A 22,088-nucleotide genomic window follows, 5' to 3' on the forward strand; every position below is an offset into this window, starting at 1 on the left:
GTGCGGATGAGCGGCCGCCGTCCGCGTACCGGCCGGTGGATCCCGTGTCCACCGGCCGGCGACTGCGGCTGCCCGCGGCCGACGGGCCTCAGCGGGTGAGCGGCGGGCGCGGCTCCTCCGGGGCCCCGGCCGGCGGCTCGTCCCTGATGACCTCGCCCTGGACGACCTTTCCGTCCGGACGGTGCATCCGCGCCTGCTGGTAGGCGTCACCGAAGCTGCCGGGGGTCACCGAACGGAGCCTGCGGTGGATGGCGCTCTCCGTGAGGCCGCGCACCGCCTTCTGGACCGGCGGGATCAGCAGCAGCAGTCCGAGCGCGTCGGAGATCAGGCCCGGCAGCATCAGCAGCAGGCCCGCGAGCATCGTCAGCCCGTTTCCGCCTTCGCCGCCCTTGCTTCCCGGATCGTCCTGCCGGCCGCCCAGCGTCTCGCTGAGCCGGCGGAAGGCCCGGCGCCCGGCGCGCTTGATAACCACGGAGCCGAGCACAAAACCGGCCACCAGCAGCAGAAACACCGTGAACCCGCCGGCCGCGCCCGCCACCAGCGTGAGCAGCCAGATCTCCAGGACCAACCAGGCGGCCACGCCCAGCGGCAGGAATCTGCTCAGCCGTGAACGCGGCGGCCGGGCGGAGTACGGAGAGGTCGGTGCACCAGTCGTCATGCTCCCAGTGTGCCCAAGGCCCGCTCAGTCCGGGATAAGGGGATCGGTCTGATCCCCGGGGAAAGGTCCTGGTGCCGCGGCAGGCACGCTAGTCGCGGTGCTTGAGCTTGGCGACGCGGTCCCCGACTCCCCATGCCGTGACCCGCCACAGCGCCTCGACGAGGATGTCCCGGCTCATCTTGGAGTCGCCCAGCTCCCGCTCGACGAAGGTGATGGGGACCTCGACGACCTGGTAGCCGGCCTTGACCGCGCGACGGGCGAGATCGACCTGGAAGCAGTACCCCTGGGAGGCGACCTCGTCGAGTCCGAGGCCTTCGAGGGTCTCGCGACGGAAGGCGCGGTAGCCGCCGGTGATGTCATGCAGCGGCAGATCGAGGGCGATCTTCGAGTAGAGGCTGCCGCCCCGGGAGATGAGCTGCCGGGACCTGGGCCAGTTGACCACCCGCCCGCCCGGCACCCAGCGGGAGCCGAGCACCAGGTCGGCGCCCTTGAGCGCGGTCAGCAGACGCGGCAGTTCCTCCGGCTGGTGAGAGCCGTCGGCGTCCATCTCGATCAGCACGCCGTAGTCGTGCTCCATACCCCAACGGAAGCCCGCGAGATACGCCGCGCCCAGCCCTTCCTTGCCCTTGCGGTGCAGTACATGGACATGCTCGTCCGCGGCCGCCAGCTCGTCCGCGAGCTTGCCGGTGCCGTCGGGGCTGTTGTCGTCGGCCACGAGAACGTGCGCCTCGGGCACGGCCGACCGCACCCGGCCGACGATCGTCTTGATGTTCTCCGCCTCGTTGTAGGTCGGAATGATCACCAAGGCGGTGCCGAGCGGACCGAACTGCCTCCCCTGGACCCCCGCCCCGCGAGTCCCGTCGCCGTCGTTCACTGCTGCCCCTTCATGTCCGTACGCAGGGGTCCACCATAATGGCCCCGGTCTGCGCCGACGTGGCAGTGCGTGCATACGGGGGGTGTCGATTCCTCAAGAGTCGGGTAAGAGTGCGCCCCCGCACTGCGGTCGGGGCCCGGCGCCCTTCGGGCCGACCTGGGACCCGCTGGCTGCGGGTCGACCGAAAGCCGTTGTCTACTGGACGTCCGGGCCCCACCCGGGTCACACACTGCCGACCGACCGGAACATGCCCTCGCCGTAGCGCGGGCGCTGAGCCTGGCTCCCAGTGGTGATGCGCCGGTACGGCACACCATCCCTGACCCAGCGGCGCTCCGGCGACTGCGCAGAGGTTCCCCGGTCGGACGTCCGGCGGTGGACCCGGCCGAACCTACCGGCCCCCTGCGCCTCGCTGTCAACAGCCGCCCGATCTGCGGAGATGCCGCCGATGCCCTGGTCAGGGCCGAGGACACACGGATCGCGCGACGAGGAAGGGCCGCCGTACCGGTCCCGGAGATCACTCGCCCGGCCGCACGAACACCGTGCGGCCGGCGACCACGGTCCGCAGGCAGACCGGGAGGTCGGTGCCCGGGCTCAGATCGGGCAGTCCCGGGGTGCCGGAACGGGGGTCCGTGGACCAGCGCGCCACCCGGTCGTCGGGCGCCTGGACGACCAGTTCGCCGGTACGCCAGACCGCGTAGTCCGCGGGGGCGCCCGGCACCAGCACGCCCGCGTCGTCCCGGCCGACGGCCCGCCAGCCGCCCCGGGTGTGCGCGGTGAACGCGGCCCGCACCGAGACCCGGTGCTCGGGGGTGCGGTGGAAGGCGGCCGCCCGGACGGTGCCCCACGGGTCCAGCGGGGTGACGGGACTGTCGGAGCCGAAGGCGAGCGGGACCCCGGCCCGCAGCAGGGCCGCGAACGGGTTCAGCGTGCGGGCCCGCTCGACGCCGAGGCGCTCGGTGTACATGCCCGCCTCGCCGCCCCACAGGCGGTCGAAGGCGGGCTGGACGGAGGCGGTCAGACCGAGTTCGGCGAAGGCCGCGACGGTCTCCGGGGTGAGCATCTCGGCGTGTTCGACCCGGTGGCGCGCGGCGCGCACCCGGGCGAGACCGACCTTCTCGGCGGCGGCGCGCACGCCCTCGGTCACGGCGGTGAGGGCGGCGTCGCCGATGGCGTGGAAGCCCGCCTGCAGCCCGGCCTCGGTGCAGGCGACGACATGCGCGGCCACGGCGGAGGCGTCCAGGTAGGAGACACCGGTGTGGGCGGCGTCCGCATACGGCTCGCACAGACATGCGGTGTGGGAACCGATGGAACCGTCGACGAACAGATCACCGGCGGCGCCGACCGCGCCCAGCTCCCGCGCCCTGTCCACATCCTGGTCCGCCCAGTAGCCCACCACCCGGGGCCCGTCCTCCTCGGCGGCCAGCCGCAGCAGCCCGGTGAAGTCGTCCGGGGAGGAGATCTCGGGCCCCGCGCACTCATGGAGCGAACCGATACCGAGGGACGCGGCGTGCGCGAGGGCGGCACGCTGGGCCTCGGTGCGCCGCTCGGGGGTCACGGCGGCGAACGCGGCGGCGCGCACGGCGTGGTGGGCGTCCCGGGTGAGCGGTTCCCCGTCCCTGAACCCGGCCCGGTCGCGCACGCCCGGCGCCAGGTCCAGCAGAGCCGTGGTGACGGCGGCCGAGTGGACATCGATCCGGCTGAGGTAGAGCGGACGGCCCCCGGTGACCTCGTCCAGCTCGTCGCGCCGCGGCGCCCGCCGCTCGGGCCAGCGGGCCGCGTCCCAGCCGTGTCCGAGCAGGACCCGGTCGTGCGGACGGGCGGCGGCGAAGGCACGGACCAGGTCGAGGGCCGCCGTCAGGGAGGCCGCCCCGGACAGATCGAGCCCGGTGAGGGCCAGACCGGTGGAGGTGGTGTGCACATGGGCGTCCGTGAAGGCCGGGGTGACGAGCGCGCCGTCCAGGTCCACGACCTCGTCCACGCCGTCCGCGAAGGCGTCCGCGGCACCCTCGGAGCCCACCCAGGCGATCTGTCCGCGCTCGACGACCATGGCGGTCGCGAAGGGGTCGGCGGGGCTGTGGACTTCTCCCCGGCGCAGCAGGACGGTCTGCGAGGGGGCGGTGCGCTCGTTCATGGCACCAGTCTCGCGCCTCGCCCGGGCCGCCCGGCAGGCAGGTCCGCCGGATGCCGCGCGGGCCGGTCAGACACGGGGCGGGCGCGCCTCGTAGGGCGTGGACAGCACCACCGTCGTCCGCGTGGAGACACCCGCCAGGCTGCGCAGGCGTGCCAGCAGTTCCTCCAGCTCGTGGGGGGTGGCCACGCGGACCTTGAGGATGTAGTTCTCGTCGCCCGCGACGCTGTGGCAGGCCTCGATCTCCGGGACGCCGGCGAGGCGTTCGGCGATGTCGTCGGGGGCGCTGGGGTCGAAGGGCTTCACCGAGATGAAGGCGGTCAGCGACAGACCGACGGACTCCGGGTCGACGACCGCAGCGTATCCGCGGATGACACCGCGCTGCTCCAGCCGGCGTACCCGCTGGTGCACGGCCGACGTGGACAGGCCCGTGGCCTTGCCCAGGTCGGTGTAGCTCATCCGCCCGTCCTCGACGAGCAGCTGCACGATCTGTCGGTCCAGCTCCTCCATGGCGCTAGAACCTACAGGGCTCCCGGACCCCTGGGACAGCCGGGCGACGCAGGTCATGCCCGGTGTGTGCCGCATGATCCGGCGAACGTGCGGTCCGCGCCCTCCGGAGCGATGTGCCGGCCGCGCCGCCCGGCCGTCGCATCCGGCATCTGCGAGCGGCATGTGACCAACGCCACAGGTTTCGAACAGGCTTCGTGATGTCCTCGTGATTACCCCCGAGTCGGGGCGGGAAGTGCTTGCTGTGGTCGAGGCCACAGCGCCTCGCCCGCCCAGCCCGAGGGGGAGAATCCCATGCACAGTCTGAAGCGCCCTGGTCGTACCGCGTCCAAGCGGCAGCAGGCGGTCGTCGCGCTCGTGGAGCCTGAGGACACCGAGGTCGCCGACGAGTTCGACGCCTACGACACCTTCGAGATGTACCGGGTGATCTGCCCGGACTGCGCGCAGCCCATCGCGCTCCTGGCGGACGAGGAGATCCTGCCGGAGCACGCGCTGTGCGCCTCGCCGTGGAACCCGTTCGGTCTCACGGTCTGCCCCGGCACGGGCCGCGCGGCGGCCGACGCCCGGTCCGCGGACGAGTCCGCGGCGCCCCAGGAGCAGGACACGGCCCTGCTGCTGACGCTTCCCCAGGGGCTGCACTGGCGGATGCAGCCGTTCTCGCACGTCGGCGGGCCCGGCTCGCGCCCGATGCAGATGCCGGCGATGCGGCGCCGGGCCGCCTGACCCGACACCGCACCCGCGGAGCGCCTCCGAGCGCCGCATCAGGCCGCCTCTGCCCGCTCCCGTCGCCCCTCACGCCCCGCGCCCCGACACGCGGGCCGTCGCGGTACGGGAACCGAGCGCCCACACCTCTCCGGCACGGTGGACCGGGCGGGGAGGTGACGCGCGGCATGCCCCGTACGAGCCCCCAGGGGAACTCACTCGCGATGAGCCGCCCCGGTGACCCGGGCGCGGGTGCGGGCGTTCCCCCTGTATGACTGCCACGTATGCGGCGACCGCGCTGCGGCGACGGGTGTTCGTCCCGGCACCGGTGGCCACGCTTCCGCCGCCGCAGCACCAGGACCCGCCCATCTATCGCGCACTGATGCGGTCCTGGGCCGACCGCGGGCGCACACTGCCGGGGCGCCATGACCCGGAGTGGGCGCGTCTGACCGCTCCCCCGACCGGTGCGGGCGGACGGCTCAGCGGGTCTCGGGACCTGCCAGGTGACGGGCGATGACCATCCGCTGGATCTGATTCGTCCCCTCGACGATCTGCAGCGCCTTGGCCTCCCGCATGAAGCGCTCGGCGGGGAAGTCCGCGGTGTAGCCGTAGCCACCGAGCACCTGGACGGCGTCGACGGTGACCTTCATCGCCGTGTCGGTGCAGTGCAGCTTGGCCATGGCGGCCTGCTTGGAGAACGGCAGTCCGGCGTCCCGCAGCCGGGCGGCCGCCAGATACAGCGCGCGGCCCGCCTCGATCTGGGTGGCCATGTCGGCGAGCATGAAGCGCAGCCCCTCGAAGTCCGAGATCGGACGGCCGAACTGCCGCCGTTCGCTCGCGTACCCGAGGGCCTGGTCGAGGGCCGCCTGCGCCACGCCGATGGCACAGGCCGCGATGCCGAGGCGCCCGGAGTCCAGCGCGGACAGGGCGATCGCGAAGCCCTGGCCCTCCTCGCCGATGCGCCGCTCGTCGGACACCCGCACCTGGTCGAAGTGGACCTGTGCGGTGGGCGAGCCCTTCATGCCCATCTTCTTCTCGGGCGCGGCCCCGCTCAGCCCGGCGGCGTCGCCGGGCACCAGGAACGCGGTGATCCCGCGCGGGCCCTGCTCGCCGGTGCGCGCCATCACGGTGTAGAAGTCGGCGATCCCGCCATGGGTGATCCACGCCTTGGTGCCGGTGATCGACCAGTCCCCGCCGTGCTCGGCGCCGGGGGCGCTCCCGGCCTCGCGCACGGCCCTGGTCCGCAGGGACGCCGCGTCCGATCCGGACGAGGCCTCGGACAGACAGTAGGCGCCCAGCAGACCGCCACCGAGCATGGCGGGCAGGTGTTCGGCCTGTTGTTCCTTGGTGCCGTACTGGGCGAGGGCGTGGCAGGCGAGTGTGTGGACGCTGACGCCGAGTCCCACGGTGAGCCGGGCGGCGGCCAGCTCCTCCAGGACCTGGAGGTAGACCTCGTACGGCTGATTCCCGCCGCCGTACTCGGTGTCGTAGGGCAGGCCGAGCAGTCCTGAGGCGGAGAGCAGCCGGAAGACCTCACGCGGGAAGTGTCCGGCGTCCTCCTCCTCGGCCGCCTTCGGGGCGATCTCGTGCTGCGCGATGTCGCGGACGAGCGAGATCAGTTCCCTGGCCTCGTCCGTGGGCAGTTGCCGGTCCACCTGCTGCGGGGCGCGGTCGGGCATGGCGACGCTCTCCTCCCTGTTGGGCACATCGGCGGAGAGGCGCCTTGGGTGGGGCGGCTCCGCCGGGGTCTCACCGGGTCTGGCCGATGCTCGCTGCTCCGGGTCTCGGAGGCGGCTGACCAGCGGTTGTGGCGCTTGGAGTATGCCCGATCGGAGGCACCGCGTCACCGGTTAACGAGCGCTTACTTCAAGAAAGGGCGCAGCATGCCCACATTGGTCCCAGCCACCGCGTCACCGGCCCGTTCCCCGGCGCCTCCGCGGTCAGGGTCCCGGCGGGCCGGCGAGGGCGCCACGAATGCGGGGTCGAGCTCCTCGACGGCGCGCAGGGTGCCGCCGAGCGTCTTCACCAGCAGGCCGCACAGGGCGTCGCGGGACAGCTCGGGGCGGGCGATCCAGTCGAGGGTCGCGCCCTCCACGCTGCACACCCAGCCGAAAAGACCCGTCCGCGCCAGCGGGGAGAGATCGCTGCGGCCGTAGGCGCCCTCGGCGATGGTGACGACGATCGCCTCGCGCACCCCGTCCCGGATGGCCTGCACCTGGGCGTCGAACCCCACGCCGCCGCTGACGATCGTGCGATAGGCGGCCTGATGGTGTTCGGCGTACCGCAGATAGCGGTCGATGGTGCGGTGCACCCGGTCCGCCTGCGGCAGTTCCAGGCCGCCCGCGGCGGAGGTGACGAGGTCGGCCACCGAGTCCTCGACGATGGCCAGGTAATAGCCGCGCTTGGAGGTGAAGTAGTAATAGATCAGCCCTTTGGCCACATGGGCATGGCGGGCGATGTCGTCCATGGACAGCGCGTCATAGGAGGTGTCGGCGAACAACTTCCGCCCGATGGCGATGAGTTCGGCACGCCGCGCCAGGGAGCGGTCGGTACCGCGCGCTCGCGGGCCTTCGGCACCACGCCTCCGGGGGCCTTCGGCGGCGCGCCGTTCACTGGTGTTCAAGGTCGGCCCGAGCCTCCAACTGACGGCGAGACATCCGCAGTATGGCAGAGCCGGCCGACGGGTCAGCTCACAGCAGTCCGACCTGGGTGACCAGCATCGCGAGGACCATCACGAGCGCCCAGCCCGCGATGTGCTCGAGAACCTTGGGGCCGTCGTCCTTCGGGCCGCCCGTACAGGCGCGGACACGGGCGAATACGGCTGAGGTGGCGGTCATGGCATGCATCTCACTGGTGTCGGACGGCCGTACGGCGGCCGTGTGACGGGCTCCCCCGGCTGGACTCCCCCCGCCGATGTGTCCACCTTGCCACCGGAATGCACCCCCGCGGCCGAGACCTTGCTCACAGGGCGGGGCCCCGGGTCGCCCCGGGGCCCCGCGACCGCGCCGGCTCGCTCGCCGGGTCAGCGGATGCCCACCGCGGCCAGCGCCGTGCGCTGCTCCGGGGTGAGACGGACCGGGAAATAGAGGTAGCAGACGCCGCCGGTGCCGGAGACGACCTTGCCCGAGGCGTTGTACCGCTTGGTCCGCAGCCAGATGTTCTCCCATTCGCGCCGCCGGTAGACGCGGCGCACCGCCCCGTCGTCGGGCGAGGCCGGATCATTGGCGATCACGTCTCCGTCGGCCGTGAACCCGATCACGGTCATCAGATGTCCCGCGGTGCCGTACCCGGCGCCGGTCAGCTCCTCCCTGAGGAAGGACTGCGAGGTGATGGCCGGGATGCCCGCCGCGATCAGCTTCTCCAGATCGGTGAGCGAGGAGAGCCGGGTGACCACGCCCTGGAGGTCGGGGAAGGTCGCCGCATAGGCCGCGTTGAAGGGCCAGTTCCCACAGCCCTGGTACTGGTGGTCGTAGGTGGAGCGGGCGGCGTGACAGACCTGGGGGTCGGCGTACGAGGGGTCGACCCAGGACAGCTGCGCGGGGGTGAGCTTCCGGCCCCAGTACTCGATGATCATCTGGGAGGAGGTGGGGCTGCACCAGGCCTCGCCGCCGTTGTCGTACTGCGGGTACTGGCCCTTGTGGATCTCCTGCGAGTAACGCGGGACGGTCAGCTCCCTGGCGAGCCCGGGCTTGCTGGCGGGAACCGTGAAGCGGTCGGGGACGGCGGAGGCCATGGCCCCGAGCCGCCACACCGTCGGGGTCAGCTTGGTGCCCGGCTTGCGGTGGAGGGTCAGCCGCAGCCGGTACGACACCAGACGCAGCCCCGAGGCGGCGTCCTCGACGGTGAGGGTGTCGGTCTGAACGGCGCTCCTGCCGTCCGTCTGGCCGTCCACGGAGGTACGCCTGATGTCCTGGTCGCCGGCCGCCCAGCGGCCCATCACGTACCAGGGGGTGACGGTGCCGTCGGAGTAGGTGCCCTTCAGTTCGATCCCCAGCCAGGTGCCGGCGGGGGTGTGCGCGTTCCAGGAGACCACGGCCTCCGTGGCCGGGACGGACAGCCGGTGCACCGGGGAGGTCCAGGTGGCGTACTCCCAGGTGGCGGTCCTGCCGGTGTGCGGGTCGGTGTAGTCGGTACGGCCGGCAGGGGTGGCGATCACCACCCCGGGGCGGGTGCCGGCGACGGGGCGCACGCCCTGTGCGGTGCCGCTCCGCCAGTCGGGGTGGGTGGTCCAGGCATGGTCGTCCACAAGCCCCGGGGACGCTTTCGCGGGCCGGGCGGCCGGGGTGGCCGCGAACGCCGGGACGGCGACGCCGACCGCGGTGGCCGCGGCGACCGCCGCGGAGAGGACGGTTCTGCGGGACGGCTCTGAGGCTCTCGTCATCGGTGGGTGACCCCCAATGGTCCACAGGCAGCGGTTCGGAAGCAGCGGTTCAGACGCATGGTGTGCGCCAACTATGGCCGCCGCAACTGGACTTCTGCCAGCACCCGGACACCGGCGCGCCCCGGCCGGGTCCCGGTCCCCGGCGTGACCTGGGGCGAAGCGGTACGGCGGGCACCGGCACGGTCCCCTCCCCACCGCCGCGCCCCGGAGGGAAGGCCACCGCCGAACGGCCGACGGCGTGGCGACGCTCCCCGCGACGTGTCCGGGAGCGCGCCTCCGGGCACCGCCCCCTCGCCCGGAGCCGACGGGCCTCGGGCCCGCCGTCCGCCCGGCCGCGGCACAGCGCCCCCGTACACTGTTCTCCCTGATCAGCCCCCTGTCCCACTCCCCCGGGAGTCACCATTCACACCCTCGCCTCCCGTCTGCGGCGGCTGCCGCCGTCCTGCGGCCCCGTCCGTCTCATCGGCGTCGACGGACATGCGGGCTCCGGGAAGTCCACCTTCGCCGGGAGGCTGGCCGCCGCACTCGAGGGCGCGCCCGTGCTGCATCTGGACGACATCGCCACCCATCAGGAACTGTTCACCTGGACGGAACGGCTGCAGCGCGAGGTGATCGAGCCGCTCGGCCGGGGGGAGACCGCGCACTACCGCCCCTACGACTGGCGCACCCGGCGCTTCGGCCCGGCGCGCGCGCTGCCCCCTGCTCCCGTGATCCTGCTCGAGGGTGTCGGCGCCGGCCGCCGCGCCCTGCGCCCCCGGCTGGCGCGGCTGCTGTGGATGGATCTGCCGCGCGAGGAGGCCTGGGCGCGCGGGCGGGCGCGGGACGGCGAGGAACAGCGCGCGTTCTGGGACCGGTGGACGCAGGAGGAGCGCCGGCACTTCGCCGGGGATCCCTCGCGCCGGTATGCAGATCTTCTGGTGCGTCAGAGGACAGAGGGATACGAGGTGCGTCCGGGACTCGCGACAGCTCCGGATCCGGACCAGATTCTCACCCACAGTGACGGGCCATCGGCAGTGTGCTGAACTTGTGAAGACCCTTGTCTCAGAACTTCCTTGAGTGCTTCACGTCGGCTTGACCCGGGAGCCGTACAGGACTTACGTTCTCAATGTGCGGCTTTGGAAGCCGCCCGCAGAACGCGAAGCCCCCGGTTGTTCCCCCGTGATCGGGGGCTTCGTTCTGCCCCGGTGTCCCTCCGAGGACCCCGGAGGGGATGATCCGCTCACCCTCGGTCACCGGGCGCCGTGCGCCCCGTCTGCTCCCACCTCGTCGAACGACCCGTGCGGCACCCTTCGGTGCGCCGCTCCCCCGCAGGTACGATGCCTCCCGTGTGACCTTCGGACGCCGTGTCTGTGCACGGCGTCGCAACTCCGGTCTGCGACAGAGCGGTTCGAGCAAGGCGACCGGCGGGCACCTGCCCGGCGGTGAACCATCGGGGGCACGGTTTGTGGGGGACGTGATGGACTTCGGCACGCGGGGCCCGAAAGCCCCGGCCGACCTCGCCTGGCTGCGAGGCGTCGACGCCTACACGATGGGCGCCTATCCGCAGGCGGAGGAGGAGTTCCGCACCGCGGTACGGATGGATCCGGAGATGGCCGACGGCTGGCTCGGGCTGCATGCGCTGCGCGTCGACACGACGACCGCGCTGCTGCAGATGTTCCGGCATCGGGACCGCTTCGGGGAACAGCGCTCGCGGCATCGGCGCACGCTCAACTCCTGGTACTGGCTGGGCTGGTGGGTGCAGCCGGTGCTGGAGAGCCCGCGCGATCTGCTGCTGGCGCACGCCTCGCACTGGCTGGACGGCCGCCATGTGCCCGAGCTGGACCGGGCGCTGGCGGGGCTGCCCCCCGTCGACACCGACCCCCAGGTCCGTTTTCTGCTCGCCTGCCGGTCCTATCTCGTCAAGGACTGGGAACAGTTGGTCCGGCACACCGACCCGCTGATCGACGATCCCATGCTGGGCATCGAGGCCGGGCTGTTCGGGGGGATGGCCCGGGTCCGCCTGGAGATGTACGGACACGCCGAACCGCTGCTGGCCGCCGCCCTGATGCGCTGTCGCAGCGAGCAGCCGCAGCGCAAGGAGCTGCGGTACTGGCTGGCCCGGGCCCATGAGGGCACGGGCCGTTCGGCGGCGGCGCTGCCCCTGTACCGGGCGGTGCACCGGGTGGACCCGGCGTTCATGGACACCTCCGCCCGGCTCGCGGCGATCTCCGAGAGCGACGGGTACGACGAGTCGTCCGACCTGACCGCGATGGCGCTCACCGGGGGCGGTGACCTGCTGGACGGTCCGGACGGTCTCGATCCGCTGTTCGGCACCGAGGGCCGGGAGGTGAAACTCTCCGACCCCGAACCGCCGCCGGGCGCGCTGCCGGCGCAGAGCGACCTGGTGCGCGAGAAGGCGGCGCTGCCCGCGCAGCCGCTGCCGACCGGGCCGACGGATCCGGCGCTGCTGGAGGAGGCGCTCGCCGAACTGGAGCGCATGGTCGGTCTGGAGCCGGTGAAGCGCCAGGTCAAGGCGTTGTCGGCACAGTTGAACATGGCCCGGCTGCGGGCGGAGCAGGGATTACCCGTACAGCCGCCCAAACGGCACTTCGTCTTCTCCGGCCCCTCCGGCACCGGCAAGACCACAGTGGCGCGGATCCTCGGCCGGGTCTTCTACGCCCTCGGGCTGCTCGGCGGCGACCATCTGGTGGAGGCCCAGCGGGCCGACCTGGTCGGCGAGTATCTGGGCCAGACCGCGGTGAAGGCGAACGAGCTGATCGACTCCGCGATCGGCGGGGTGCTGTTCGTGGACGAGGCCTACTCGCTGTCCAACTCCGGTTACGGCAAGGGCGACGCCTACGGCGACGAGGCGCTCCAGGTGCTGCTGAAGCGGGCGGAGGACAACCGCGACCACCTGGTGGTGATCCTGGCCGGCTACCCCGAGGGCATGGACCGGCTGCTGGCAGCCAACCCCGGTCTGTCCTCGCGCTTCACGACCCGGGTCGACTTCCCGTCGTACCGCCCCTCGGAGCTCACCGCGATCGGCGAGGTCCTGGCTGCGGAGAACGGCGACCGTTGGGACGAGGAGGCCCTGGAGGAGCTCCGCTCGATCGCCGGCCATGTCGTGGACCAGGGCTGGCTCGACGAGCTCGGCAACGGGCGGTTTCTGCGGACGCTGTACGAGAAGAGCTGCGCCTACCGAGATCTGCGGCTCACGGGGTACCCGGGGACACCGTCCCGGGACGATCTGTCGACGCTGCGCCTCCCGGACCTGATGCAGTCCTACGGGGAGGTGCTGTCGGGGCGGGGGCCGCAGGACCCGCCGGGAATCTGAGCGCCGGTTCCGCCCCCGCGCCGCGTCGCACAGGAGCACAGAAACTCGGAGCGGCCCGCCCGCCCCGGAAGGGCGGGCGGGCCGACACGGTCCACGGGGTGGGCCTCAGCTCGCGAGTGCCTCCTCAGGGGCCCCGCTGGAGCGGGACTCCACCGGCCTGGCCGCGGGCACCCCGGCCTCCCGGTGGGCCGGGTCCCTGACCTCGCCCACCAGCAGTTCCAGGACGTCCTCCAGAGCCACCAGTCCGAGCACCCGGCCGGAGCCGTCGGCCACCTGGGCCAGATGGGTGGCGGCCCGGCGCATCACCGTCAGCGCGTCGTCCAGCGGAAGGTCCGCCGCGAGCGTGGTCATCGGCCGCCACAGCTGCCGCGGCACCGCACGCTCGGAGTCCTCCAGGTCGAGGACGTCCTTCACATGGAGATAGCCGAGGAAGGCGCCGTTGCCGGCGGCCACGGGGAAGCGTGAGTACCCGGTGCGCGCGGTGAGCTCCACCACCTGTGCGGGCAGCACCGTGGGCTCCACGGTCACCAGCAGCGAGGGGTCGAGCAGGACGTCCGTCACCGGGCGGGACCCCAGCTCCAGCGCGTCCTCCAGCCGCTCCTTCGCCTCGGGGTCGAGCAGCCCCGCCTGACCGGAGTCCTCCACCAGCTGGTTGAGCTGCTCACTGGTGAAGACCGCCTCGACCTCGTCCTTGGGCTCCACCCGGAACAGCCTGAGGATCACCCTGGCGCAGGCGCTCAGCGCGACCGTCACCGGCCAGCACAGCCGGGCGAAGGCCACCAGCCCCGGGCCCAGCCAGATCGCGGTCTTCTCCGGCGCCGCCATCGCCAGGTTCTTCGGCACCATCTCGCCGATCACCAGATGGAAGAAGACGACCGCGGCGAGCGCGATCACATAGCCGAGCGGATGGACCATCCCGGCGGGGACATGGACCGCCGTGAACACCGGCTCCAGCAGCTGGGCCACCGTCGGTTCGGCGACCGCGCCCAGCGTCAGCGAGCACACGGTGATGCCGAACTGGGCCGCGGCCATCATCTGCGGCAGCCGTTCCAGTCCGTGGAGCACCTGCCGGGCCTGTGCGGTGCCCAGCGGCTCGATCTGGCTGCGCCGCACGGACACCAGCGCGAACTCGGCGCCGACGAAGAACCCGTTCGCCAGCACCAGTAGCCCGGCGAACATCAGTTGGAGCAGGCTCATCGCACCGACTCCAGGGTCGTCGCGGAGGCGTCCGCGGTCTTCACGAGCCTGACCCGTTCGGCGCGGTAGTGACCGACCTCACGGACCAGCAGCCGCCAGCCCGGCAGCTCGGCCCGGTCCCCGGGGGCGGGGATGCGGCCGAGCAGATCGGCGACGAGTCCCGCCACGGTCTCGTAGGGGCCCTCCGGCACGTCCAGGCCTATCCGCTTGAGGATGTCGACCCGGCAGCTGCCGTCGGCCTCCCAGGCGGGGCAGCCGTCCTCGGGCGGCGCCACGGCGAGTTCGGGCAGATCGAGACCGTCGTGCTCGTCGCGGACCTCTCCGACCAGCTCCTCGACGATGTCCTCCAGGGTGACGACACCGGCCGTGCCGCCGTACTCGTCGACGACCACGGCGATGGGCTGCTCGTTGCGCAGGCGCCCCAGCAGGGGCTGCACGGGGAGGCTCTCCGGGACCAGCAGCGGCGGCTGGGCGATCCGGGTCACGGTGGTGCGCAGCCGTTCCCGCGAGGGCACCGCGAGGGCGTCCTTGAGGTGGACCATGCCGATGATCTCGTCGATCTTCTCCCGGTAGACGGGGAAGCGGGACAGTCCGGTGGCCCGGGTGAGGTTGACCACGTCCTCGGCCGTGGCGGAGGACTGGAGCGCGCTCACCTTCACCCGCGGGGTCATCACATGCTGGGCGGTCAGCCCGCCGAGGGACAGGGTCCGCACGAACAGGTCGGCGGTGTCCTGCTCCAGTGCACCGGCCCGCGCCGAGTGCCGGGCCAGGGAGACCAGCTCGCCGGGGGTGCGGGCGGAGGCCAGCTCCTCGGTGGGCTCGACGCCCAGGGCGCGCACCGCCCGGTTGGCGACCGCGTTGAGGGCCGCGATCACCGGCCGGAACGACCGCGAGAAGAGGTGTTGCGGGCCCGCGACGAAGCGGGCGACCTGGAGCGGCCTGGACACCGCCCAGTTCTTGGGCACGAGTTCCCCGATCACCATCTGGGCGGCCGAGGCGAACAGCATGCCGACGACCACGGCGACGCCCCGGACGGCGCCCGCGGGGATGCCGGTCGCGGCGAACGGGCCGTGCAGCAGCTCGGCCAGTGCCGGTTCGGCGAGCATGCCGACGACCAGCGAGGTGATGGTGATGCCGAGCTGGGTGCCGGAGAGCTGGAAGGACAGCTCCTTGAGCGACTCGACGACCGTACCGGCCCGTCGGTCGCCCGCCTCGGCGGCCTTCTCCGCGTCGGGCCGCTCGACCGTCACCAGTCCGAATTCGGCCGCGACGAAGAAGCCGTTGGCCAGGATGAGCAGGAACGCCGCTCCCAGGAGCAGCAGGGGGGTGGTCATGAGGCCGCCTCCGCGTGAACACGGGCAGAGCCCGCGCTATGTCGGCAGGGGGCGGCGCAGGTACTACAGGACGATCCGTCCATCGCCGGAGGGAGTCACTCCTCGGTTAGCAGGAGCCCCTGGGCACCGGGCGGAGACATCAGGGGCGGAGGCGCCGTGTAAGCGCCTCTTCCACCAGATTAATCAAGACATCGGCCTGTGCGGCAGGGGCGGCGGCCCCGATTCAGTCCTGATGCCGCTCCGGATCGGCCGTGGAGCGGATTTCGGTGAGTGCCCTCAGGGTCCGTGCGTCCTCGATCGCCCGCTGTTTGGCGATGCCCGGCTGGATGCCGAGGGCGGGCAGGCTGGTGCCGTCGCTGAGGTCGAGGAACACCCAGGGGTCACCCGGACGCAGATTGACCCGGAGGATCTCCGCCCAGTCCAGCCGGCGCCGGCTGGCGATGTTGACGACGGTGACCCCGGTCTCGTCGGCGACCACCTTGGGCCGGGCGAGCAGCAGCAGCACTCCGCACAGGAGCGCCCCGGTGAGGACGAAACTGAGCCGTTCTCCGCTGCTGAGCTGCTCCAGCAGCACCGCGACGGCGGTTATCACCACGAAGATCGCGGCTCCGGCGCTCAGCAGCACCACTCGGGTGCGGCCCGGCCGGAAGGTGACGGGAAGGGTGGGCAGGTCCGGCATCGGCGTACGGTTCCTCAGAGGCGGCAGGCGTGGATGGCCGTGGTCAGGATGGCCCGGGCCCCGATGTCGTAGAGGTCGTCCATGATCCGCTGGGCCTGGTCGGCCGGGACCATGGCGCGGACGGCGACCCAGCCCTCGTTGTGCAGCGGGGAGACCGTCGGGGACTCCAGGCCGGGGGTGAGCGCGACGGCCCTCTCGAGCTGCTCGACCCGGCAGTCGTAGTCCATCATCACGTAGGTCCGGGCCACCAGGACGCCCTGGAGGCGGCGCAGGAACTGCTGGACCTTGGGTTCCTCGACGTCGGCGCCGGTGCGGCGGACCACGATCGCCTCGGACTTCATGATCGGCTCGCCGAAGACCTCGAGTCCGGCGTTGCGCAGCGAGGTGCCGGTCTCGACGACATCCGCGATGACCTCGGCGACCCCCAGCTCGATGGCGGTCTCGACGGCACCGTCGAGGTGGACGACGGAGGCGTCGACGCCGCTGTCCGCGAGGTGCTTGGCGACGATGCCCTCGTAGGAGGTGGCGACCGTCCTGCCCGCGAGGTCCTCGAGGGAGCCGACGGTGCCGGGCTTGCCGGCGAAGCGGAACGTGGAGCGGGCGAAGCCGAGCGGCAGGATCTCCTCGGCGTTGGCGCCCGAGTCGATGAGCAGGTCCCGGCCGGTGATGCCGATGTCGAGGCGGCCGGAGGAGACATAGATCGCGATGTCGCGGGGGCGGAGGTAGAAGAACTCCACCTCGTTCACCGGGTCGACGGTCCGGAGTTCCTTGGACTCTCTGCGCTGCCGGTAGCCGGCCTCATGCAGCATGTCCGCCGCAGGGCCGGACAGGGAACCCTTGTTGGGGACGGCGATGCGCAGCATGAGGTCGGCTTCCTTCGTTCGTCGGTGGTACGGGTGTGCGATATACGGCTCAGAGGTGCGCGTAGACGTCGTCCAGGGAGATCCCGCGCGCCACCATCATCACCTGGACGTGGTACAGCAGCTGGGAGATCTCCTCGGCGGCCGCGTCCTTGCCCTCGTACTCGGCGGCCATCCAGACCTCCGCGGCCTCCTCGACGACCTTCTTGCCGATGGCATGGACGCCCTTGCCGACCAGTTCGGCGGTGCGGGAGGTGGCCGGGTCGCCCTGGGCGGCCTTCTTCTGGAGCTCGGTGAACAGCTCCTCGAACGTCTTCTTGGACATGGTGTTGCTTACCCTACGCGCTCCGGTCGGTGCCTCAGTGCCAGGGCTCGGACACCGAGCGCAGTGTGGCCGCGGTGGCCACCGCGGCCGTCACGGCCTCGTGCCCCTTGTCCTCGGTGGATCCCTCGATGCCGGCGCGGTCCAGGGCCTGCTCCTCGGTGTCGCAGGTGAGCACCCCGAATCCGACGGGGACGCCGGTCTCCACGGAGACCTGGGTCAGGCCCTGGGTGACTCCCTGGCACACATAGTCGAAGTGCGGTGTGCCGCCCCGGATGACGACGCCGAGGGCGACGATCGCGTCATAGCCGCGGCTCGCCAGGACCTTGGCGGCGACCGGCAGCTCGAAGCTGCCGGGGACCCTCAGCAGGGTCGGCTCGTCGATACCCAGTTCCCCGAGGGCGCGCAGGGCTCCCTCCACCAGACCGTCCATCACCTTCTCGTGCCACTGGGCCGCGATGACGGCGACCCGCAGATCGCTCACATTGCGTACCGACAGCTCCGGTGCACCCTTGCCGCTCACGTCTCTCCTCGGTGTTCTCTTACTGGTTGCCGCAGGCGGACACGGCGGGCGTGTCGAGCCAGGGCAGGTCGTGTCCCATCCGGTCGCGCTTGGTGCGCAGATAGGGAAGGTTGTGCTCGCCCGCCTGCACGGGCATCGGCTCCCGTGCCGTGACCTTCAAGCCGTGCCGGAGCAGAGCCTCGGTCTTGTCGGGGTTGTTGGTCATCAGCCGCAGGCTGCGCACCCCGAGGTCCGCCAGGATCCTGGCGCCCGCGGCGTAGTCCCGGGCGTCGGCGGGCAGGCCCAGCTCCAGGTTGGCGTCCAGGGTGTCGCGTCCGCGCTCCTGCAGTTCGTACGCACGCAGCTTGGACATCAGTCCGATGCCGCGTCCCTCGTGGCCGCGCAGATACACCACCACTCCCCTGCCCTCCGCCTGGACGCGCTCCAGGGACGCCTCCAGCTGGGGGCCGCAGTCGCAGCGCAGGGAACGGAAGACATCGCCGGTGAGGCACTCGGAGTGGACGCGCACCAGGACGTCCTCGCCGTCGCCGATCTCGCCGTGCACCAGGGCGACATGCTCGACCCCGTCGACGGTGGAGCGGTAGCCGTACGCCGTGAACGCGCCGAAGGCGGTGGGCAGAGAGACCTCCGCCTCACGGTGAACGGTGGGTTCGGACACGGGCGCCTCCTGCTCCTGCGGGTCCCGGAGACCGGCCCGACCGGTCGAGGCCGACAGCGGGGAGGGGATCGAGGCCTCCAGGAAGCGCCGATAAGCGATCAGATCCTCGATCGAGATGATGGTCAGACCGTGCTTGCGGGCGAACGGGACGAGCTCCGGAAGCCGCAGCATACGGCCGTCCTCGCCGGCGATCTCCACGATGGCGCCGGCCGGGCGCAGTCCGGCGAGCCGGGCCAGGTCGACGGCGGCCTCGGTGTGGCCGTTGCGCACCAGCACTCCGCCGGTCCTGGCCCGCAGCGGGAAGACATGGCCGGGGCGGACGAAGTCACCGGGGCCCGCCTCTCCCCCGGCGAGCAGCCGCAGGGTGGTGGCGCGGTCGGCGGCGGAGATGCCGGTGGTCACACCGTGGGCGCCGCTCGCGTCCACGGACACGGTGAACGCGGTGCGCATCGACTCGGTGTTGTTCTCGACCATCTGCGGGAGCCGGAGCCGGTCGAGTTCGCCGCCCTCCATGGGGGCGCAGATCAGCCCGCGGCACTCACTCATCATGAAGGCGACGATCTCGGGGGTGGCCTTCTCGGCGGCGATCACGAGGTCGCCCTCGTTCTCCCGGTCCTCGTCGTCGACGACCACGACGGGCCGGCCGGCCGCGATGTCGGCGACGGCCCGCTCGACCGGGTCGAGCGCGAACTCCTCGACACGGTCCACACCGGGGAGGACGGGCGACGGGGGGACGTCGCGACGGGGCCCGCCCGGCACGGGGAGTGTTTCGGTGGGGGCGGTGCTGGGCGACGGGCTGGCGGTCATGCCGGCGCTCCTTCCAGGACGGGCCGCGTGCTCCGGCGGGAGCGCAGCCACCAGTCGCGCATGCCCCACAGGACGAGCGCGCCGTAGACGATGTAGACGAAGCCGGAGAAGGCGAAGCCGTTGGCGAAGTTGAGCGGGACGCCCACGACGTCGACCAGCAGCCAGGCGAACCAGAACTCGACCATGCCGCGGGCCTGGGCGTACATGGCGACGACGGTGCCGACGAAGATGTACGCGTCCGGCCAGGGGTCCCAGGACAGCTTCGGATAGGCGGTGAACAGGCCCGCCACCGCGAGGGTGCCCACGGCCGCGGCGCCCAGCAGGGCCGCGCGCTCGCCCCAGGTGGCGAACCGTACGGCGATATGACCGTCCTCGCCCTGCTGCTTGCCGCGGTGCCACTGCCGATAGCCGTAGACGGCGACGACCATGACGACGACCTGTTTGCCGGCGCTGCCGGAGAGATGGGCCGTGGCGAAGGCCGCGAAGAGGATGACGCCGGACAGGAACTGCACCGGCCAGCTCCATAGCGAACGCCGCCAGCCGAGGGCGAGGCCGAGCAGTCCGATCACGTTGCCGGTCATGTCCGACCACTTGATGTCCTGGTCCAGCAGGGTGAAGGCATCGGAGTTGAGCCAGTTCACCGGGTGCCCCCCTGACCGGCCAGCAGACGCTCGACGTACTTGGCGATGACGTCGACCTCGAGGTTGACCGGGTCGCCGGGCTGCTTGATGCCCAGGGTGGTCAGCGCGAGGGTCGTCGGGATGAGGCTGACGGTGAAGCGGTCGGAGCCGGCCTCGACCACGGTGAGGCTGATGCCGTCGACGGTGATGGAACCCTTCTCGACCACATAGCGGCTCAGCTCCGCGGGGAGCGAGAGGGTGACCAGCTCCCAGTGCTCGGAGGGCTCGCGCTCCAGTACGGTGCCGGTGCCGTCGACATGGCCCTGCACGATGTGCCCGCCGAGGCGCGCGCCGACCGCGGTGGGGCGTTCGAGGTTGACCCGGGAGCCGACCGTGAGGGCACCGAGGCTGGAGCGCTTGAGGGTCTCCGCCATGACGTCGGCGGTGAATTCGTCGCCCTCGTGCTCCACGACCGTGAGACAGACGCCGTTGACGGCGATGGAGTCCCCGTGTCCGGCGCCCTCGGTGACGACGGGTCCACGGAGCCGGAAGCGGGAGGCGTCGCCGAGGTTCTCGACGGCGGTGACCTCACCCAGCTCTTCGACGATTCCGGTGAACACTTTCCCGGGTCCTCCTGCCTCATAGGGCACGGACTCCGGGGCCTGTCATGACGACAGAGAACACGGGCGACGACAGCGGGGCGACGCCGGACACCGGCCGTCCCTGAGGACGAGCCGTTACGGCGGCGCGCACGCATGCTCGCCCGCCGCGCACTGCCTCCCATCCGGACTTTAACCGTCGGTCCAGGAATTTCACCTGGTCAACCGGCCGCTGGAAGCGACCGGGTCGCGGACTGTAACCGCCGGTTCGGACTTTCACCGACCCCGGAGTGCGCTGCTTCTGGTACAGGCACAGTGTGCCACGCCCGCTCGGCACCCATGCGGGGGATTCGCTGTGCGGTCCCTCACAGGCCCACATGATGGACTTCCGCGGGTTGTGCGCACAGAACCTTCACTCGGTGACGACGGAGCCAACACCCTTTCTGCGCAGGGAAGTTGTGATGATCCACAACTGTTGACGGGTCTGGTCTAGTCCTTTTAGGGTCGGCGGTCCCGGCGCAGTGCGCCGTCCATGATCGGCCCGGCGGCGGTGACGAAGGCCCTTGCCCCGCCGCCGGGCCTTCTTTCCCCGCGACCGTCCGCCCGGCCGGCTATCGAGGGGCGAACAGCTCGTCCTGGGCGCCGTCCCGCGCGATCAGCAGCGCACCGCGCAGTACGGCGCCCCCGCCCAGGGCGGTGGCCCGTACCTCGGTGGCCAGCGGTGTCATCCGCGCCAGCCGCCGGCCGACCCGGCCGGCGAGCACCTCCCCGCCGGCCTGCCCGATCTCACCGCCGAGCACCACGCACCCGGGGTCGAGAATGGCGGCCACGGAGGCGGCGCCCACGGCGAGCCGCTCGGCGAGGGTGTCGAGGAACCGCTCGGCGTCGTCCCTCCCCGGCCCCTTTCCCGCGCCCGTCCCGTCGTCCCCGGTGACCCGCGCCACGGCCAGCCGCACCACGGCCGCCGCCGTCGGCTCGTCGCCCTCGGCCTCGGCCGAGAGCCCGCATCGCGCGGCCAGTTCCGTGACGGCCGCCGAACTCGCCAGGGAGTGGAAGCCGCCCTCGCAGTCCGTGGCCGACGGAAGGCCGGAGGTACCCGGGACCGGCAGAAAGCCGATCTCACCGGTGCCGCCCGAGGCACCGCGTCGCAGCGCGCCGTCCAGCACCACGGCGGCACCGGCGCCATGGCCCAGCCACAGCAGCACAAAGGTGTCCCGGTCGCGGGCGACGCCCTCGCGCTGCTCGACCAGGGCGGCGAGATTGGTCTCGTTCTCCACGATCACATGCGCGGGCAGCCGCTCCTGGAGCGCGGCGACCAGCCGGCGGTGCCACTCGGGCAGCCCCTGGGAGTCGCGGAGTTCACCGGTGACGGGGTCAATGAGCCCGGGCGCCCCGATCCCGACCGTGTGCAGCGAGGCGGCACCGGCCTCCTTGACGGCGCGCTCCACCAGTGCCACCGACTGCTCCACCGCGGGGCCCGTGCCCGTCTCGCCGCCGATGGGCACCGAGGCCTCGGCGAGCACCCCGCCTAGCAGATCCGACACCAGGACGGAGACGCCCTCGGTGCGCACATCGAGGGCCGCGAGATGGGCGAGGCGGGCGACGATCCCGTACAGGCGCGCGTTCGGGCCGCGGCGCTGGGCCCGGGACTCCCCCACCACCGTGACGAGCCCGGCCTCGGTGAGCCGTTCCACCAGATCGGCGACCGTGGGCCGGGACAGTCCGGTGAGTTGCTTCAGCTGCCCGGCCGTCAGAGGGCCTTCCTGCTGCAACAGCCGCAGGGCAAGGCGGTCGTTGATGGCCCGGGCGGTACTCGGGGACGCAGCCATGCCGGGATCCTTCCAGATCGGCGGGGCCCCACCGGCGGCGGCTTTGCGCACTATCTATCAGGCAGGGTTCCTGATAGTTTACGCCACGCAACAGACC

General features: G+C 71.9%; 21 protein-coding genes and 1 riboswitch. Of the genes, 3 read left to right on the forward strand and 18 right to left on the reverse strand.

Going from position 1 to position 22,088, the window contains the following annotated elements; genetic code table 11:
• Positions 1 to 88 precede the first annotated feature (88 nt).
• The 4 genes from fxsA to CP978_RS06735 all read right to left on the reverse strand — a co-directional run bounded on the left by fxsA (position 89) and on the right by CP978_RS06735 (position 4,170).
• The gene (gene fxsA, locus CP978_RS06720) at positions 89 to 658 is read right to left on the reverse strand and encodes an FxsA family membrane protein (RefSeq protein WP_043438416.1); all 570 of its coding nucleotides are present in this window, start codon (positions 656 to 658) and stop codon (positions 89 to 91) included.
• Between the two features lie 88 nt (positions 659 to 746).
• Positions 747 to 1,532: a polyprenol monophosphomannose synthase gene (locus CP978_RS06725; RefSeq protein ID WP_043438418.1), complete on the reverse strand. Its 786-nt coding sequence runs from the start codon at positions 1,530 to 1,532 to the stop codon at positions 747 to 749.
• 514 nt (positions 1,533 to 2,046) lie between these two features.
• Entirely contained in the window at positions 2,047 to 3,663 is a 1,617-nt protein-coding gene (locus CP978_RS06730; protein WP_043438419.1) for an amidohydrolase, read from the reverse strand.
• A gap of 66 nt (positions 3,664 to 3,729) precedes the next feature.
• Positions 3,730 to 4,170, reverse strand: coding sequence for an Lrp/AsnC family transcriptional regulator (locus CP978_RS06735; protein WP_043438421.1), 441 nt, complete (start codon positions 4,168 to 4,170; stop codon positions 3,730 to 3,732).
• A 291-nt stretch (positions 4,171 to 4,461) separates the two neighbouring features.
• Here CP978_RS06735 and CP978_RS06740 point away from each other — a divergent pair, with 291 nt between their 5' ends.
• Positions 4,462 to 4,890: a hypothetical protein gene (locus CP978_RS06740; protein ID WP_043438422.1), complete on the forward strand. Its 429-nt coding sequence runs from the start codon at positions 4,462 to 4,464 to the stop codon at positions 4,888 to 4,890.
• 458 nt (positions 4,891 to 5,348) lie between these two features.
• Here CP978_RS06740 and CP978_RS06750 read toward each other — a convergent pair whose 3' ends face one another.
• The 4 genes from CP978_RS06750 to CP978_RS06765 all read right to left on the reverse strand — a co-directional run bounded on the left by CP978_RS06750 (position 5,349) and on the right by CP978_RS06765 (position 9,250).
• Positions 5,349 to 6,548 (reverse strand): acyl-CoA dehydrogenase family protein, encoded by a 1,200-nt coding sequence (locus CP978_RS06750; protein ID WP_043438424.1) that lies wholly within the window; start codon positions 6,546 to 6,548, stop codon positions 5,349 to 5,351.
• Positions 6,549 to 6,730: 182 nt separating this feature from the next.
• On the reverse strand, positions 6,731 to 7,492 hold the full coding sequence (locus CP978_RS06755) for a TetR/AcrR family transcriptional regulator (RefSeq protein ID WP_079162042.1): 762 nt from the start codon (positions 7,490 to 7,492) through the stop codon (positions 6,731 to 6,733).
• A gap of 67 nt (positions 7,493 to 7,559) precedes the next feature.
• Complete coding sequence (locus CP978_RS06760; RefSeq protein WP_311775010.1) at positions 7,560 to 7,706, reverse strand: SCO1431 family membrane protein; 147 nt, start codon at positions 7,704 to 7,706, stop codon at positions 7,560 to 7,562.
• A 185-nt stretch (positions 7,707 to 7,891) separates the two neighbouring features.
• On the reverse strand, positions 7,892 to 9,250 hold the full coding sequence (locus tag CP978_RS06765) for a C39 family peptidase (protein ID WP_043438426.1): 1,359 nt from the start codon (positions 9,248 to 9,250) through the stop codon (positions 7,892 to 7,894).
• Positions 9,251 to 9,651: 401 nt separating this feature from the next.
• On the opposite strand from CP978_RS06765, the gene CP978_RS06770 reads away from it, so the two are divergent.
• Both CP978_RS06770 and CP978_RS06775 read left to right on the forward strand, forming a co-directional pair.
• The gene (locus tag CP978_RS06770; RefSeq protein ID WP_079162043.1) at positions 9,652 to 10,272 is read left to right on the forward strand and encodes a uridine kinase family protein; all 621 of its coding nucleotides are present in this window, start codon (positions 9,652 to 9,654) and stop codon (positions 10,270 to 10,272) included.
• A gap of 434 nt (positions 10,273 to 10,706) precedes the next feature.
• A complete protein-coding gene (locus tag CP978_RS06775; protein WP_043438428.1) occupies positions 10,707 to 12,563 on the forward strand; it encodes an AAA family ATPase in 1,857 nt (618 codons plus the stop codon).
• Between the two features lie 105 nt (positions 12,564 to 12,668).
• On the opposite strand, the gene CP978_RS06780 is transcribed toward CP978_RS06775, so the two are convergent.
• From CP978_RS06780 to CP978_RS06825, 10 genes are all read right to left on the reverse strand, one after another.
• The gene (locus CP978_RS06780; protein ID WP_043438430.1) at positions 12,669 to 13,760 is read right to left on the reverse strand and encodes a hemolysin family protein; all 1,092 of its coding nucleotides are present in this window, start codon (positions 13,758 to 13,760) and stop codon (positions 12,669 to 12,671) included.
• Positions 13,757 to 15,094, reverse strand: coding sequence for a hemolysin family protein (locus CP978_RS06785; protein ID WP_150478158.1), 1,338 nt, complete (start codon positions 15,092 to 15,094; stop codon positions 13,757 to 13,759). Before CP978_RS06785 ends, CP978_RS06780 begins: the two co-directional genes overlap by 4 nt.
• A gap of 223 nt (positions 15,095 to 15,317) precedes the next feature.
• Positions 15,318 to 15,773 (reverse strand): PH domain-containing protein, encoded by a 456-nt coding sequence (locus CP978_RS06790; RefSeq protein ID WP_043438431.1) that lies wholly within the window; start codon positions 15,771 to 15,773, stop codon positions 15,318 to 15,320.
• A gap of 14 nt (positions 15,774 to 15,787) precedes the next feature.
• Positions 15,788 to 16,636 (reverse strand): ATP phosphoribosyltransferase, encoded by an 849-nt coding sequence (hisG, locus tag CP978_RS06795; protein WP_043438432.1) that lies wholly within the window; start codon positions 16,634 to 16,636, stop codon positions 15,788 to 15,790.
• Between the two features lie 49 nt (positions 16,637 to 16,685).
• Complete coding sequence (locus tag CP978_RS06800) at positions 16,686 to 16,958, reverse strand: phosphoribosyl-ATP diphosphatase (protein WP_043438434.1); 273 nt, start codon at positions 16,956 to 16,958, stop codon at positions 16,686 to 16,688.
• Between the two features lie 34 nt (positions 16,959 to 16,992).
• Positions 16,993 to 17,478 (reverse strand): 6,7-dimethyl-8-ribityllumazine synthase, encoded by a 486-nt coding sequence (gene ribH / locus CP978_RS06805; protein WP_043438436.1) that lies wholly within the window; start codon positions 17,476 to 17,478, stop codon positions 16,993 to 16,995.
• A gap of 19 nt (positions 17,479 to 17,497) precedes the next feature.
• Complete coding sequence (gene ribA, locus CP978_RS06810; RefSeq protein ID WP_079162044.1) at positions 17,498 to 18,943, reverse strand: GTP cyclohydrolase II; 1,446 nt, start codon at positions 18,941 to 18,943, stop codon at positions 17,498 to 17,500.
• The gene (locus CP978_RS06815; RefSeq protein ID WP_043438438.1) at positions 18,940 to 19,584 is read right to left on the reverse strand and encodes a nicotinamide mononucleotide transporter family protein; all 645 of its coding nucleotides are present in this window, start codon (positions 19,582 to 19,584) and stop codon (positions 18,940 to 18,942) included. The genes ribA and CP978_RS06815 overlap by 4 nt, the downstream gene beginning before the upstream one ends.
• Positions 19,581 to 20,183, reverse strand: coding sequence for a riboflavin synthase (locus tag CP978_RS06820; RefSeq protein WP_043438441.1), 603 nt, complete (start codon positions 20,181 to 20,183; stop codon positions 19,581 to 19,583). The genes CP978_RS06815 and CP978_RS06820 overlap by 4 nt, the downstream gene beginning before the upstream one ends.
• Before the next feature lie 146 nt (positions 20,184 to 20,329).
• A riboswitch (FMN riboswitch) is annotated at positions 20,330 to 20,460 on the reverse strand.
• A 313-nt stretch (positions 20,461 to 20,773) separates the two neighbouring features.
• Positions 20,774 to 21,991: an ROK family transcriptional regulator gene (locus tag CP978_RS06825; RefSeq protein ID WP_043448252.1), complete on the reverse strand. Its 1,218-nt coding sequence runs from the start codon at positions 21,989 to 21,991 to the stop codon at positions 20,774 to 20,776.
• Positions 21,992 to 22,088 lie beyond the last annotated feature (97 nt).

The sequence above is a fragment of the Streptomyces nodosus genome, from assembly GCF_008704995.1.
Lineage (GTDB): Bacteria > Actinomycetota > Actinomycetes > Streptomycetales > Streptomycetaceae > Streptomyces > Streptomyces nodosus.